Origin of the sequence: Pseudomonas rhizoryzae, assembly GCF_005250615.1 — a bacterium.
Taxonomy (GTDB): Bacteria; Pseudomonadota; Gammaproteobacteria; order Pseudomonadales; family Pseudomonadaceae; genus Chryseomonas; species Chryseomonas rhizoryzae.
Genome location: NZ_SULM01000010.1, coordinates 1 through 15402, shown reverse-complemented (window position 1 = coordinate 15402; position 15402 = coordinate 1). Strand labels below are relative to the sequence as shown.

The window sequence follows — 15402 nt, the reverse complement described above, 5'->3', positions numbered from 1 at the left end:
GGTGTCTCGGTCAGGCTAGCGGCGGCAGCGCCCAGTCGATGGGCGCAATACCAGCGTTGCGCAGGAATTCGTTGGTTCGGCCGAAGTGACCGTTGCCGAGAAAACCGCGATGGGCCGACAGCGGCGAAGGATGGGCGGATTTGAGGATCAGGTGTTTCTGGGGATCGATGAGATTCTGCTTGCTCTGGGCGTGGCTGCCCCAGAGCAGGAACACCAGGTTCTCGCGCTCGGCGCTGACCACCTCGATGATCCGGTCGGTGAATCTTTGCCAGCCGGCCTTGGCATGGGAACCGGCATTGGCCTGCTCCACCGTCAGCGAGGTGTTGAGCAACAATACGCCCTGCTCCGCCCAGTGCTGCAGATAGCCATGATTGGGAATGGGCAGATTCAGATCGCGCTTGAGTTCCTTGAAGATGTTCTGCAGCGAGGGCGGCGCCGGCACGCCAGGCTGCACCGAAAAGCACAGGCCATGGGCCTGCCCCGGCCCGTGGTAAGGATCCTGGCCGAAGATGACCACCTTCACCTGATCCAGCGGCGTGGTGTTGAGCGCATTGAAGATCAGGGGGCCAGGCGGATAGATGACCTTGCCCGCGGCCTTCTCGCGCCGCAGGAAATCGCCCAGCTGGCGCATGTAGGGCTGCTCGAACTCGTCACGTAGCGCGGCTTTCCATTGGGGGTCGAGCTTGATGCGATCGTCGTCCACGCGTCGGTTTCCTGGTCAAGACAAGGACTGCACCCTAGAAAAGCCGGCTGTCCCTGTCAAACCTCAGGCTAGTGCGGGCCCCACCCCGGCGGCCCCGGACGCGGCCCCCAACCAGGTGGCCCGAACCCTGGACGGGGTCCCCAACCCGGTCCCGGCCCCCAGTGCGGTGGTGGTGGCGGACCCGGTCGGTAATAGTAGCCGTAGCCATAGGGACGGACGATGACCGTGGGCGGCGGATAGGCAGGCGTGCCGTAGAAGACCGCTGGAGGCGGCGCCGGGCGGCTGTAGTAGCGTGGATAGGGATCGTAGACGGCGCAGCCGTTGAGGCTCAGAGCACAAAGCGACGCCAAGAAGAAATGGCGCATGGGGATATCTCCAGAACGGCCCGGATGGGCTTGGAGAAAGCTTAAGGCCCGCCCGCGCCTTGCGCTCGCTTATCGCACGTTCATTCAGCCGGGATTAAGAGACGCCGCTCTTCCAGGTAGTCCCGCAGCCGCTCCTGTAAATGGGGCACGCCCTGGGGATGGGCGAGAAAGTCGGCAATGCTCATCAACTGCCAGTGCTGGCCTTCGTCGCCGAAACGGATGGCGGCGATCTCGGCGCGACTCAATTGGCCGGCGAACAGCCAGCTGGGCAGATAGCCTGGCTGACGAGGTGGATAGCAGCGTCCCCAGGTCAGCCGCGAGGCGTCCAGCACCAGGCTGAACTCCTCCTCCAGTTCACGCAGGGCGCAGCGCTCGGGCGTCTCGTCATCTTCACGGCCGCCACCGGGCAGGTCCCAAAGGCCAGGCCAGGGAATACTGGGCTTGTCGTCGCGCTGATAGACCAGGACCTGGTCCTCGCAGAGCAGCGCCAACTTGGCACCGTTGAAGGCTTCACGGGACACAAAGAAGCTCCTCTAGGGAAACGGGGAGACCAGGGAGCCTCCCCGTAAGGGCTCAATAGCCGAGTTGCTTCAGCAAGGCACCCGGCGTTTGCTTGGCGGGACGCTCGTAGAACTTCAACAGCTCGGCACTACGGTTGGTGAAGAAACCATCCACCCCGCGGGGCGCCAGCCGCGCGAAGTCCACCGGCGAGTCCACGGTGTAAGCATGCACCAGCAAACCGCGCTCGTGGGCGACGTCGTTCATCCAGGGCTTCACCAGGTCGGCATAGCTCTGGTCGCCGCCCTCCTCCAACGCGGCCGACGGCCCGATGCCGATGGCGCCATGGGCCTTGGCCCACTCTACCCAGGCGGTGAAGTCACCCTCGGAGCGCACCTGCTGTTTGCCATAGTAGGCCGCCTTGCTGGACTCGCCCGACTCGGCGTAGCTCGGCCCGGCCTTTTCCGGGATGTAGCCATCGCCCAGCCACAGCAGCAGGATCTTCGGCGTGTTGGGCATCTCCTTTTGCAGCAGCTCCAGGCTGCTCTTCTCGAAGGTCTGCAGCACTACCCGCCCAGGCATGGCCGCAACGCCAGTGGCGCCGGCCTTGGGTTGGCCCAGCCAGCCGCGCTGGGTCAGCTTGGCCTTGAGATCACGCTCGATGCCGGGGAACAGCTTGGGCTGCTTGGTCTCGATGTAGAGGCCCGGCTTGTTGCGACCGCCCTCGGCGATGTCGATGACCTCGTCGAGGGTGAGGATCTTAAGTCCGGCGAATTTCGGCCGGGCACGGTCGGGATGGGCCTGGTTGAACCAGCTGCCGGCGTCCAGGGACTTGAGTTCGGCCAGGGTGAACTGGCTGACCGGCGCCTTGGCGCGCTCCGGAAATTTCTTGGCGACGTCCGTGGTGCGCTCCAGGGTGTCGTCGTGCAGGGCAATGAGCTGACCGTCCTTGGTGCGCTGCAGGTCCAGCTCGAGATAGTCGGCGCCGAGCTCCCGCGCCACCAGGTAGGCCGGGGCGGTGGATTCGGGCGCGTCGAAGGAGGCGCCGCGGTGGGCGATCACCGCCGGCCAGGGAATGCCGGCCTGGCGGGCCAGGGTCTGACCGATATCGCCTTCGGTGGCCAGCGCCAGCTGGCTAACCAGCAGGGTGCCGGGAATGAGGGTACGGATCAGGGTACGCAGAGCAGTTATTGTCATGGGTTCCTCGGGTGGTCCGACGATCGGAGCTAGGATGCAGCTTGCACCCCGGATGCGACAGTACGCAGACCCCCAGCGTAGCGGACGTTATCCAGGTCGCAATTTCCGGTACTCTGCCGCTCGCTTCGCCCGACGAGATCACCATGGCCGCATCGCCCGTCCCTTTCGATCCCACCCGTTGCCCCCTCTGCGGCCAGCGCAATCAATGCAGCCTGGCCACAGGTGGCGATATCCAGGATTGCTGGTGCCTGCGGACGCCCGTCGACCCTGCCGCCCTGGCGCGCCTGCCGGAAGAAGAGCGCAACCAGCGCTGCCTGTGCCCGGCCTGTGCGACGGGTACATCGGCCGAATCCCGCTGATGCGCTTGGACCGCTGGCTGGGTAACAGGCCCGACCTGGGCCGCCAACTGGCGCGACGCCTGCTCGCGCAAGGCCGGGTACGCGTCAATGGCGCCACCACCCTGCAGGCCGAACGCGAGGTCTTCGCCTTCGACCGTATCGAAGTCGAAGACCGTCTGTTGCAGGACGGCCCCGGCGGGCGCTACCTGATGCTGCACAAGCCGCGCGGCTGCGTGAGCGCCACCGTCGACGCCCGCCATCGAACGGTACTGGACTGCCTGCCGACGGACCAACGCGCCGACCTGCACCTGGCCGGTCGGCTGGACTTCAACACTACCGGCCTGGTGCTGCTCACCAACGATGGCCAGTGGTCGCGCGGCCTGAGCCATCCGCGCCACAAGCAGACCAAGCGCTACCTGGTCAGCACCGCAGAGATCATCCCGCCGCACCTGGTCGCGGCCTTCGCCGAGGGGCTCTACTTCGCTTACGAGGATCTCACCACCCAGCCCGCCCAGTTGGAGCTGCTCGGCGAGCGCAGCGCCCACCTGACCCTGGTCGAGGGCCGCTATCACCAGGTCAAGCGCATGTTCGGGCGCTTCGGCATCGAGGTCGTGGCGCTGCACCGCGACCGTATCGGCGCCCTGACCCTGGACCCGGCGCTGGCCGAGGGTAGCTATCGCGCGCTCACCCGCGAAGAGGTGGCCCTGCTACGTCCGGCGGACTAGGGGAACGGGATCGCCGCCATACCGGTCGGGATGCAGACACGCACCACCCGGAGACTTCCCATGCGTATCGACATCCCCTCCCTCGGTTTCGGCGGCGCTCCCTTGGGCAACATGTTCCGCGAGGTGAGCGACGCCGACGCCCGGGCGACTCTCGAAGCCGCCTGGGACGCCGGCATCCGCCTCTATGACACCTCGCCACACTATGGCGCCGGTCTTTCCGAACGGCGCTTCGCCGAAGTACTGGCCGACAAGCCACGCGACGACTTCGTGCTGTGCAGCAAGGTCGGTCGGCTGCTCGAACCCGCCGACCAGCCGGAGAACGCCCCGCCGTTCGTCAACGAATTGCCCTTCAAGCGGGTGCTCGACTATTCCGCCGATGGGGCCCGCCGCTCCATCGAAGACAGCCTGGAGCGGCTCAAGACCGACCGCCTCGATCTGGTCTGGATTCACGATCTCTCCGAAGACCAACACGGTCCGGCCTGGCGCGACTATTTCGCCCAAGCCATGCAGGGCGCCGCCAAGGCCCTCACCGAGATGCGCGAAGAAGGCCTGATCATGGGCTGGGGGCTGGGCGTCAACCTGGTGGAGCCCTGCCGCCTGGCCCTGGAACAGAGCGACCCCGACGCCTTCCTGCTGGCCGGACGCTATTCACTGCTGGACCACCGCGAAGCCCTGGACACCCTCTTCCCCGAGTGCGAACGCCGCGGCGTGGGCATCGTGGTGGGCGGGCCCTTCAACTCCGGACTGCTCGCCGGCGGCAAGCACTATAACTATGCCGAGGCCGAGCCGGCGCTGCGCCGTAAGGTCGAGCTGATCGAGGGCGTTTGCCAGGATCACGGGGTGGACATCCGCGCCGCGGCCCTGCAATTCTGCCTCGCTCACCCTACCGTCGCCGCCACCATTCCCGGCAGCAGCAAGCCAGAGCGGGCCCGACAGAATGCCGAGTTGCTGCGCGCGCCCATCCCGGCTGCCTTCTGGCGCAACCTGCGCGAGATCGGCGTGCTGCCCGAAGACGCCCCGACCCCGGCGTGAGTACCCCCTTGTAAGTCCAAGGGGCGGCTGTGCTAGGCTCGCCGCCCCCTTTTTCGCCTCGTCCGCCGCCATGACCTCGCCCCGCCGGCCCTTGCCTGGCCGCCCCGCTCCCCTGCATCCGCGCAATCGTCACCAGGGCAGCTACGATTTTCCGGCCCTGATGCGCGTAAGTCCCGCGCTCAAGCCGTTCGTGGCGCCGACGCCACGGGGCAACCTGTCCATCGACTTCACCGATCCCCAGGCGGTGCGCGCCCTCAATCGGGCGCTGCTGGCCTTGCACCATGGCGTGCGCGACTGGGATATCCCCGCCGACTTTCTCTGCCCACCGATTCCGGGCCGGGCCGACTATCTGCATCACCTGGCCGACCTGCTGGCCGAGGGCAATGGCGGCCAGCTTCCGCGCGGAGAAAGGGTTCGTCTGCTGGACGTGGGCACCGGCGCCAATGGCGTCTATCCGCTGATCGGCTTCAAGGAATACGGCTGGCACTTCGTCGGCAGCGACATCGCCCCGGCCGCGTTGGAGGCTTTTAGCCGCACCCTCGCCGCCAACCCGGATTGCGCCGCGGCCATCGAATTGCGCCGCCAGCCCGATCCCCAGGCGATCTTCGCCGGCATCCTGCAGCCCGGTGAGCATTACGCCGCCACCCTGTGCAATCCGCCCTTCCATGCCAGCCCCACCGACGCCGTACGGGGCAGCCAACGCAAATGGAAAAATCTGGGCAAGACCACCGGCAAGCAGGTGCCCCTGCTCAACTTCGGCGGCCAGGCGGCAGAACTCTGGTGTCCGGGCGGCGAAGCGGCCTTCATCGAGCGGATGATCCGTGAAAGCCGCCGCTTTGCACCCCAGGTCGGCTGGTTCACCTGCCTGGTCTCCAAGGCCAGCAACCTGCCCATGCTGCAGGCGGCGCTGCGGCGGGAACAGGCCAGCGAGATCCGCGTCGTGGCCATGGCCCAGGGCCAGAAGCAGAGTCGCTTCCTCGCCTGGCGCTTCGCCTAGACAGCAACCCCCGGCTCAGGGCGCTTCGCCACCGTGCTCGCGGTGACGACCCTTCGGCGGCTTTCTAACCGGTTTCGTCGGTACTCATGCCGGCGCGCTTGGGGCTATCCCACACCGCCTCAGCGTGCCTGCGTCGGCGCTCGGCGCAGCTTTAGCGGGGTAACGAGGTGATTAGACTAAAGGCTAATAGCCAAACCCAATGAATTCCTATCTAGGAATTCATACCTCTTGTCATTAAAATGCCCGGCAACAAAAACGCACGCGCATGCCGCCGCTCCCGAGACCTAGGTCTGCGGTCAGCCGCTGCCTGAGCGCGCCTTGCGTTTTTGCTCCGACCCTTCCGGTGGTTCACAAGAGAAGGGCGGCGGAGGGACAAGAAACCTGCCCTTGCGTGTTTCCGGCTGCATTCTGCCTTGCCCACTGCACATCCACCCATGTGCCATGGTGCCGCACCGCACCGAAACTCGATAAGCAGACCCAGCTTCTATCGATTGAGAGACCACATGTTGAAGAAAATGACTGGCGCGCTGCTCGGCGTGGCTATCGCCTCCGCCCTGGGCACCGCGCACGCCGATGACGTCAAGAAGGTCGACGTCCTGCTGATCGGCGGCGGCATCATGAGTTCCACCCTGGGCATCTGGCTGAACGAGCTGGAGCCGAACTGGAGTCTGGAAATGGTCGAGCGCCTGGACAAGGTCGCCGACGAAAGCTCCAACGGCTGGAACAACGCCGGTACCGGCCACTCCGCCCTGGCCGAGCTGAACTACACCCCCGAAGACAAGGACGGCAAGGTCAGCATCTCCAAGGCCATCGAGATCAACGAAGCCTTCCAGATCTCCCGTCAATTCTGGTCCTGGCAGGTCAAGAACGGCGTCCTCAAGGACCCGAAGAGCTTCATCAACAGCACCCCGCACATGAGCTTCGTCTGGGGTGACGACAACATCGCCTTCCTCAAGAAGCGCTACGAAGCGCTGAAGGCCAGCCCGCTGTTCTCCGGCATGCAGTACTCCGAGGATCCGGCGCAGATCAAGCAGTGGGTTCCGCTGATGATGGAAGGTCGCGATCCGCAGCAGAAGGTCGCCGCCACCTGGAGCCCGCTGGGTACCGACGTCAACTTCGGCGAGATCACCCGCCAGTTCGTCGCCAACCTGCAGTCCAAGCCGAACTTCAAGCTGAACCTGTCCAGCGAAGTCGAGAACATCACCCGCAATGCCGACGGCAGCTGGCGCGTGGAGTACAAGAACCTCCAGGACGGCAAGAAGACCGAGACCGACGCCAAGTTCGTCTTCATCGGTGCCGGCGGCGGCGCCCTGCACCTGCTGCAGAAGTCGGGCATTCCCGAAGCCAACGACTACGCCGGCTTCCCGGTGGGTGGCTCCTTCCTGGTCACCGACAATCCCGCGATCGCCCAGCAGCACCTGGCCAAGGCCTATGGCAAGGCCTCGGTCGGCGCCCCGCCGATGTCGGTGCCGCACCTGGATACCCGCATGCTCGATGGCAAGCGCGTGATCCTGTTCGGGCCCTTCGCCACCTTCTCCACCAAGTTCCTCAAGCAGGGTTCCTACCTGGACCTGCTGACCAGCACCAACACCCACAACGCCTGGCCGATGGTCCGCGTGGGCGTGGCCGAATACCCGCTGGTGGAATACCTCGCCGGTCAGCTGATGCTCTCGGATGACGATCGCCTGGCCGCCCTGCGCGAGTATTTCCCCAACGCCAAGAAGGAAGACTGGCGCCTGTGGCAGGCCGGTCAGCGCGTGCAGATCATCAAGCGCGACACCGACAAGGGTGGCGTGCTGAAACTGGGCACCGAGATCGTCGCCGCCAAGGACGGCAGCATCGCCGGCCTGCTGGGTGCCTCTCCGGGTGCTTCCACCGCTGCGCCGATCATGCTCAGCGTGCTGGAGAAGGTGTTCAAGGACAAGGTGGCGACGCCGGAGTGGCAGGCCAAGCTGCACCAGATCGTCCCCAGTTACGGCACCAAGCTGAACGGCGACCCCGCCCGCGTGCAGCAAGAGTGGAACTACACTGCTGAGGTGCTGCAACTGGCCACCCCGCCGGTCGCCACCGGCAGCCAGCCCGCCAAGGCCACCGCCAGCGCGCCGCGCGCCGATAAGGCCGCCAACGACATGGCGCTCTGATCGCCCAGCGGCCCGCTGTGGTGCAGCGGGCCGCTGCCTGGCGCAAAAAGCCCCACCCCCTTGCGGGCGTGGGGCTTTTTTTCGCCTGTGTCACGATGGCAGACGCCAGCGCCAGTGACGGAAACCTGAATGACGTGAATTTTTCCTGGGTAGTCAGGCACTAAAACTGCAGAACAGGCCAAGGCACGTCTTGGCACGCAACACTGATGCTCTATCCTCGAGCCCTAACCGTTACCTGAACCTGGAGACACGATGACCGCACATCCCGCCCCGGGCATCCTGCAGACCCGAGAAGGCCAGCGCCTGGCTGATAGCGACGCCGCCGCCTGGCGGCAGTGGGGGCCCTATCTGAGCGAGCGCCAGTGGGCCACGGTCCGTGAAGACTACAGCGCCGATGGCGATGCCTGGCGCTACTTTCCCCATGACCATGCGCGCAGCCGCGCCTATCGCTGGGGCGAGGATGGTCTCGCCGGTTTTTCCGACAAAGCCCAACAATGGTGCCTGGGCCTCGCCCTGTGGAACGAACGCGACCCCTTCCTCAAGGAGCGCCTGTTCGGCCTGACCAACGCCGAGGGCAACCACGGCGAAGACGTCAAGGAACTGTACTTCTATCTGGACGGCGTCCCGAGCCACGCCTACCAGAAGATGCTCTACAAGTATCCCCACGCCGCCTTCCCCTACGCCCAGCTCACCGAGGAGAACGCCCGCCGTGGCCTCGCGGATCGCGAATTCGAGATCCTCGACACCGGCGTCTTCGACCAGGATCGCTATTTCGACGTCACCGTCGAATACGCCAAGCACACCCCAGACGACATCCTCATGCGGGTGACGGTGGAGAACCGCGGCGCCGAACGCGCCAAGCTGCGAGTGCTGCCGCAGGTCTGGTCGCGCAACACCTGGGCCTGGACCGGCACCCCGCCGCGCGCCATGCTCAGCCTGGAAGGCGAGCAACTGCGCGCCAGCTACTTCGACCGCTCCGACCTGGTGGTCAGCGCCTGGGGTCCCCAGGAGGTCGAGTGGCTGTTCTGCAACAACGAAACCAACCTGCCCCGCCTCACCGGCGAGGCCGTCGAAGGCCCCTTCAAGGACGGCATCAACGATTACGTGGTGAAAGGCGCCCGGGAAGCGATCCGCCGCGATTTCGGCAGCAAGGCCGCGGCCCACTTCGCCGTGGAACTGGATGGGGGAGCCAAGACGGTGGTCTACCTGCGCCTGGCGCCCACCAATGCCCTGGCGATAGACGCGGATGCGGTTTTCGCGGAGCGGATCGCCGAGACCAATGCCTTCTATGCCGCCCTGCAGGAAAAGATCAGCGACCCCGACGCCCGCCTGGTCCAGCGCCAGGCCCTGGCCGGCCTGCTCTGGTCCAAGCAACTCTACTACTTCGAGGTCAATCGCTGGCTCAACGGCGACCCGGCCCAGCCAACCCCGCCGCCGCAGCGCGCCAAGATCCGCAATGCCCACTGGCGGCACCTGGTCAACTTCGACATCGTCTCCATGCCGGACAAGTGGGAGTACCCCTGGTACGCCTCCTGGGACCTGGCCTTCCAGGCGGTGGCCTACGCCCTGATCGACCCCGGCTTCGCCAAGCAGCAATTGCTGCTCTTGGTGAAGGACAGATTCATGCACCCCAATGGCCAGTTGCCGGCCTATGAGTGGAATTTCGAGGATGCCAACCCACCGGTACATGCCTGGGCCACCTGGCACGTCTACCTGCAGGAAAAGTCCCTGACCGGCGTCGGCGACCGGGCCTTCCTCGAACGGGTCTTCCACAAGCTGCTGCTGAACTTCTCCTGGTGGATCAACCGCAAGGACGCGGAAGGTCGCAACATCTTCCAGGGCGGCTTCCTCGGCCTGGACAACATCGCCCTCTTCGATCGCTCGGCGCCGCTGCCCCCGGGTTACCACCTGGACCAGGCCGACGGTACCGCCTGGATGGCCGCCTACGCCCTGGACCTGATGCGCATCGCCCTGGAGCTGGCCAAGGAAAACCCGGTCTATGTCGACCTGGGCATCAAGTTCTTCGAGCACTTCCTGCACATCGCCAATGCCATCAACCATAGCGACAACCGTGAAGACGGGCTCTGGGACGAGCAGGACGAATTCTTCTACGACGTGCTGCACAAGGCGGACGGCAGTGCCGAGCCGCTACGCCTGAGATCCATCGTCGGCCTCATTCCGCTGTTCGCCGTCCAGGTACTGGAACAGCGCGAGCACGAAGGCCTGCACGGCCTCGGCGGCCGGCTGCGCGGCTTCCTGCGGCAGCGCCCGGACCTGGCCCGCCTGGTCTCGCGTTGGACCGAGCCCGGCCAGGGCAATAGATTCCTGCTTTCCCTGCTGCGTGGCCATCGCACCAAACTGCTGCTCAAACGTATGCTCGACGGCGAGGAATTCCTTTCCGACTACGGCATCCGCTCCCTGTCCAAGGCCCATGCGGAAAAGCCCTTCGAGATGCGCCAGGCCGATGGCAACCTGCTCAGCGCCCGCTACCAGCCGGCGGAATCGGATTCGCATCTCTACGGCGGCAACTCCAACTGGCGCGGGCCGTTGTGGATGCCGATCAACTACATGCTCATCGAGTCGCTGCATGAGTTCCACCGCTATTACGCCGATAAATTCTCGGTCGAATATCCCAGCGGCTCCGGTTACCTGGCCAACCTGGAAGAGGTGGCGGACGGTCTCAGCCAACGCCTGACCCGGCTGTTCCTCAAGGATGCCGACGGCAAGCGGCCGAGCATGGTCGACTATCCGCAGTTGCAGAACGATCCGCGCAGCCGCGATCTGGTGCTGTTCCACGAGTATTTCCATGGCGAGAACGGCCGTGGGCTCGGGGCTTCGCACCAGACCGGCTGGAGCGCTCTAGTGGCCCTGCTGCTGCAGCCCAGACGCTGAAACGTACCGAGATGCCGGCAGCCTGCCGGCATCTCGGCTGTTTGCGTACCGGCTAGAGTTTTCCTCTTGCTGCCTGGGTACTATGCTTGGGCAAGCAACTCCCGTTTGCGAGCTCGCATGAATTCACCCCATGACGCCCAGCGTCTCCATGCCTTGAGTGAGCTGCAGATCCTCGACAGTGGGACCGATGCGGCCTACCAGGATCTCGTGGCCCTGGCCTGCCAGCTCACCCGGGCGCCGGTCGCCTTCATCACCCTGGCCGACCGCCACCGGTTGTGGTTCAAGGCCTGCCAGGGAATGGTGGTAGAGGAGTTGCCCGTCGAGTCCTCGTTGTGTCACCTGGCGATCCTCACGCCGCAGCAACCCTTCATCGTCGAAGATCTGCAGAACGATCCACGGGTCGCCCATCTCAGGATAGCGCCAGGCCTGGAACGGATGCGTGCCTATCTGGGGGTTCCCCTGCTCGACCCGCACGGCATCGCCCTTGGCACGCTGTGCGTGCTGGACGATCAGGTGCGTTTCTTCGAGGCCGGCCAGATCGACAGCCTGCAGCGTCTGGCGCGGCAGATCACCATGCTGCTGGCGCAACGCGAGACCCTGCATAAGCTGGAAGAACTGGACATCAACTTTTCCGCCTTCATGAACAACGGCCCTTTCATTGCCTATATCAAGGACCGCGACCGGCGCTTCTCATACGTCAACGAACCCTTTCTGCAGCAGCTAGGGCTGACCCGCGAAGAGGTTATCGGCGAGGATGACTACGCCCTCTGGCCAGAGTCAGCACGATTTTTTCGCGAGGCCGATGACCAGGTGATGCGTGAGCTCAAGCCGCATCGGCGCATCGAGCGGATGAACACCCTGGATGGCCGCCGCATCTTCTGGCAGACCTACAAGTTTCCGCTGGTCACCCGCCAAGGCATCGCCCTGGCTGGCCTTTCGGTGGACGTCACCGAGCACATCGAACAGCAGCACCTGCTGGAGGCTTCCCAGCGGCAGTTGCTCGACATGATGCAGGCAGCCGAGCAACGTAGCGTCACGGATGCCTTGACCGGTCTCTACAACCGTCGCGCCTTCGATCTGCGGTTGGCGGAGCTGCTGACACGCGCCGAGGAAAACAGCCTCCCCCTGTCACTGCTGTTGATCGACGTCGATCATTTCAAGGCCTACAACGATGCCTACGGCCACCAAGCGGGCGACGCCGCCCTGCAGGACATCAGCCGCCTACTGCTACAGAGCTGTCGCGATGGCGATGCCAGCTTCCGTTACGGTGGCGAGGAGTTCGCCCTCCTGCTGCCAGGCGCCGACCTATCCGCCGCCCACCGCGTGGCCGAACGCTGCCGCGCCGCCGTGGCCAATCATGCCTGGTCCCGGCGGGCCATCACCCTGAGCATCGGTGCTGCTACCCATAAGCCTGGTATGGATGCCTACGCCCTTATCGAACGGGCCGATCAGGCGCTCTATGCCGCCAAGGCGGCAGGCCGCAACCGCACAGCGGGCTAAAACCCACCCGCGGCATCAGCTAGTCTGGTGTTGCAGAAGTTACCTGCGGCGCTTTTTCGGCCGCGGCGACGGACCGCCTGGGTGGAGTTGCCACTCCTCGCCATGGCCCTGCCATGACCTGTCGCGGCGCCGAGCCCATACCAAACAATTGCTCGCCAATTCTTGCGCGAACTTCTGAAGTACGAAAAACAAAAAACCCGCCGAAGCGGGTTCTCTGTTGCGACCATCCCAACATCCTGTCAGGTGCCATCCTGGCCTGGTCATCATCCTTGACCTCAGAGCTGCGCATCCTGCGCGGCTGATGGGTGTAGATTACGCAGCCCTACCCCAGGCGAACATGGCCGACTAGCAGCGCTACGTGTAAGCCTTTTGCCATACCCCCTGGCAGCACCGGGTCATGACTGAATGCCGCCCAACAAAAAACCCGCCGAAGCGGGTTCTTTGTTGCGACCATCCCAACGTCCTGTCAGGTGCCATCCTGGCCTGGTCATCGTCCTTGACCTCTGAGCTGCACATCCTGCGCGGCTGATGGGTGTAGATTACGCAGCCCGCCGGGGCTCCGACATGGCCAGGTGACACTGGTTCTTGTAAGCCTTTTGCCATAACCCCGGGAACACCTAGTCCGCCGCTCCGCCTAATACTGATCCCAGTCGAAGATCCACCATGGCCCTCTCCAGCTCCTTCGCTATCGTCCAATTGCAGATGCGCCGCGCCGCCAGCCTGGTGTGGAGCACCTCCCCTGCGCTAATGATCGGACTGGTCCTGGCCACCCTGGTGGCGGGGCTATTGCCGGCGCTGGCCGCCTGGTTGGGGCAGCGCATCGTCGACGCCGTGGTGGCGGCCATGCAGCTGCATGCCGAGCAAGGTACGGCACCGCTGTGGCCAGTGCTGAAGTTCGTGCTCGCCGAAGCCGGGGTGTTGGCGGCCCTTGCCGCCGCCCAGCGGCTACTCTCGGTGCAGCAGTCGCTGCTGCGAGTGCGGCTGGGGCAAACGGTCAATCTGCTGATCTTGGAAAAGGCCCAGACCCTGTCGCTGGCGCAATTCGAGGATGCCGACTTCTACGACAAGCTGGTACGGGCGCGGCGCGAGGCCTCGGTGCGGCCCCTGGCGCTGGTGACCAAGTCCCTGACCCTGCTGCAGAACCTCATTTCGCTGGTCAGCTTCGCCGTGCTGCTGGTGCATTTTTCGCCCTGGGCACTGGTGTTGCTAGTGGTGGGCGCCCTGCCGGTTTTTCTGGCCGAGGCCCGCTTCTCCGGCGACGCCTTCCGCCTGTTCAGCCGCCGCGCGCCCGAGACGCGCCGCCAGACCTACCTGGAGACACTGCTGTCCCACGAGGCCTACATCAAGGAGGTCAAGCTGTTCGGCCTCGCGCCGCTGCTCTTGGAGCGCTATCGCACCACCTTCGCCAAGCTCTATGCCGAGGATCGCCGCCTGACCCTGAGACGCGACGGCTGGGGCTTCGTTTTCGGTCTGCTGGGTACCCTCGCCTTCTATGCCGCCTATGCCTGGGTGGTACTCGACACGGTGCGCGGCCGCCTGAGCCTGGGCCAGATGACCCTCTACCTGACCCTGTTCCGCCAGGGCCAGGCCGCGGTCAGCGCCAGTCTCACCGCCGTGGGCGGGCTCTACGAAGACAGCCTCTACCTGAGTAATCTCTACGATTACCTCGGCCAACCGACCACTGCCGAGGGCGGTAGCCTGACCGCTGGCAGCCAGCCGGGCGATGGCCTGAGATTCGAAGGCGTGGGCTTCACCTATCCAGGTGCGACGGCGCCGACCCTGCAGGACATCAGTTTCCACCTGGCGCCGGGCCAGAGCCTGGCCCTGGTGGGCGCCAACGGTTCGGGCAAGACCACCCTGATCAAGCTATTGACCCGGCTGCACGCGCCCACCCGGGGGCGCATCCTGCTCGATGGCAGTGATCTGCAGGACTGGCAGCCGGCGGCGCTGCATCGGCGCATCGGCGTCATCTTCCAGGATTTCATCCGCTACCAGCTCAGCGCTGGCGAGAACCTGGGCGTCGGTGATACCGCGGCCTTCAACGACGAAACGCGCTGGCGCAAAGCGGCCGAGCAGGGCCTGGCCGACGAGGTCATCGCTGGGTTGCGCCAAGGGTACGAGACGCAACTCGGGCGCTGGTTCATGGGTGGCCAGGAGTTGTCCGGCGGCCAATGGCAGAAGATCGCCCTGTCACGGGCCTATATGCGCGAAGACGCCGACATCCTGGTGCTGGACGAGCCCACTGCTGCTCTGGACGCCGCCGCCGAAGCGGTGATCTTCGAGCGCTTTCGCGCCCAGGCGCAGCAGCGCATGACGCTGCTCATCTCGCATCGTTTCTCCAGCGTGCGCAACGCCGATCAGATCCTGGTGCTGGAAGGGGGTGAGATTCGCGAGCGGGGCGACCATGCCCAGTTGCTGGCCAATGGCGGTCGCTATGCCCAGCTGTTCGATCTGCAGGCGCGGGGTTATCGCTGATCGCTGGTGGCGAACTTCGCGACAAGGGCTCTGCCCAAAGCTTTACTACCCCACTCGCGGAGGCCGCATGAACGATCAGATCAAGGAAAACCCCGACGACCTGGACATCGATCCGGACATCGCGCCTGATCCCGACGAGCCCATCGGCGAAGATCCGGAAGAAAAGCCGGTCGAGGAACGCTTGCCGCAGAAGAACCCCCGCAATCCGGAGTACAGCTGATGAACGTCATCCTGCCACTGCCCGAGGACGAGGACCCGGAAGGCCTGCATCCCGCCGAGCTGCCCGCCGATGAGGACGATGCGCCACCGGTGGATCCGCTTTGAATCTTAGAGGTTCGTAGGTTGGGTTGAGCCTAGCGAAGCCCAACAGGGCCAAGGTCAAGCCCGCAGTGTTGGGCTTCGACGATGGAGCCGTCTCAACCCAACCTTGTATCTCTCCTGGGTAATGAGATTAGCTACCTCATTACCCGGAGCCGGCTGAGCACCTACCCAACCTGAGCACTCGATGCTGTTTCGTAGAATGTGCCTGCCGGCTCCCT

13 protein-coding genes are annotated in these 15402 nt (G+C 64.9%); 9 read left to right on the top strand and 4 right to left on the bottom strand.

Annotation, left to right across the window (positions count from 1 at the left end; all coding sequences use genetic code 11):
* Positions 1–10 precede the first annotated feature (10 nt).
* The 4 genes from ung to FAZ11_RS17025 form a co-directional block, all read right to left on the bottom strand.
* On the bottom strand, positions 11–703 hold the full coding sequence (ung, locus tag FAZ11_RS17040; RefSeq protein WP_137279390.1) for a uracil-DNA glycosylase: 693 nt from the start codon (positions 701–703) through the stop codon (positions 11–13).
* Positions 704–771: 68 nt separating this feature from the next.
* Positions 772–1068: a hypothetical protein gene (locus FAZ11_RS17035; protein ID WP_074529442.1), complete on the bottom strand. Its 297-nt coding sequence runs from the start codon at positions 1066–1068 to the stop codon at positions 772–774.
* An 80-nt stretch (positions 1069–1148) separates the two neighbouring features.
* On the bottom strand, positions 1149–1589 hold the full coding sequence (locus FAZ11_RS17030) for an NUDIX hydrolase (protein ID WP_137279391.1): 441 nt from the start codon (positions 1587–1589) through the stop codon (positions 1149–1151).
* 52 nt (positions 1590–1641) lie between these two features.
* A complete protein-coding gene (locus FAZ11_RS17025; protein WP_137279392.1) occupies positions 1642–2763 on the bottom strand; it encodes a glycerophosphodiester phosphodiesterase in 1122 nt (373 codons plus the stop codon).
* Positions 2764–2906: 143 nt separating this feature from the next.
* Here FAZ11_RS17025 and FAZ11_RS17020 point away from each other — a divergent pair, with 143 nt between their 5' ends.
* From FAZ11_RS17020 to FAZ11_RS24795, 9 genes are all read left to right on the top strand, one after another.
* On the top strand, positions 2907–3122 hold the full coding sequence (locus FAZ11_RS17020; RefSeq protein WP_137279393.1) for a cysteine-rich CWC family protein: 216 nt from the start codon (positions 2907–2909) through the stop codon (positions 3120–3122).
* Positions 3122–3826, top strand: coding sequence for a pseudouridine synthase (locus FAZ11_RS17015; protein ID WP_137279394.1), 705 nt, complete (start codon positions 3122–3124; stop codon positions 3824–3826). Before FAZ11_RS17020 ends, FAZ11_RS17015 begins: the two co-directional genes overlap by 1 nt.
* Positions 3827–3886: 60 nt before the next feature.
* Entirely contained in the window at positions 3887–4858 is a 972-nt protein-coding gene (locus FAZ11_RS17010) for an aldo/keto reductase (RefSeq protein WP_058774451.1), read from the top strand.
* Positions 4859–4928: 70 nt separating this feature from the next.
* On the top strand, positions 4929–5855 hold the full coding sequence (gene rlmF, locus FAZ11_RS17005) for a 23S rRNA (adenine(1618)-N(6))-methyltransferase RlmF (protein WP_058778546.1): 927 nt from the start codon (positions 4929–4931) through the stop codon (positions 5853–5855).
* Positions 5856–6358: 503 nt separating this feature from the next.
* Complete coding sequence (gene mqo, locus FAZ11_RS17000) at positions 6359–7996, top strand: malate dehydrogenase (quinone) (protein ID WP_058778547.1); 1638 nt, start codon at positions 6359–6361, stop codon at positions 7994–7996.
* 252 nt (positions 7997–8248) lie between these two features.
* Positions 8249–10888 (top strand): MGH1-like glycoside hydrolase domain-containing protein, encoded by a 2640-nt coding sequence (locus tag FAZ11_RS16995; RefSeq protein WP_058785054.1) that lies wholly within the window; start codon positions 8249–8251, stop codon positions 10886–10888.
* A 117-nt stretch (positions 10889–11005) separates the two neighbouring features.
* Positions 11006–12388 carry a GGDEF domain-containing protein gene (locus tag FAZ11_RS16990; RefSeq protein ID WP_058774454.1) on the top strand — a complete coding sequence of 461 codons (1383 nt, stop codon included), beginning with the start codon at positions 11006–11008 and terminating at the stop codon, positions 12386–12388.
* 663 nt (positions 12389–13051) lie between these two features.
* The gene (locus FAZ11_RS16985) at positions 13052–14863 is read left to right on the top strand and encodes an ABC transporter ATP-binding protein (protein ID WP_058774455.1); all 1812 of its coding nucleotides are present in this window, start codon (positions 13052–13054) and stop codon (positions 14861–14863) included.
* A gap of 67 nt (positions 14864–14930) precedes the next feature.
* Positions 14931–15083 (top strand): hypothetical protein, encoded by a 153-nt coding sequence (locus FAZ11_RS24795; protein WP_167371461.1) that lies wholly within the window; start codon positions 14931–14933, stop codon positions 15081–15083.
* Positions 15084–15402 lie beyond the last annotated feature (319 nt).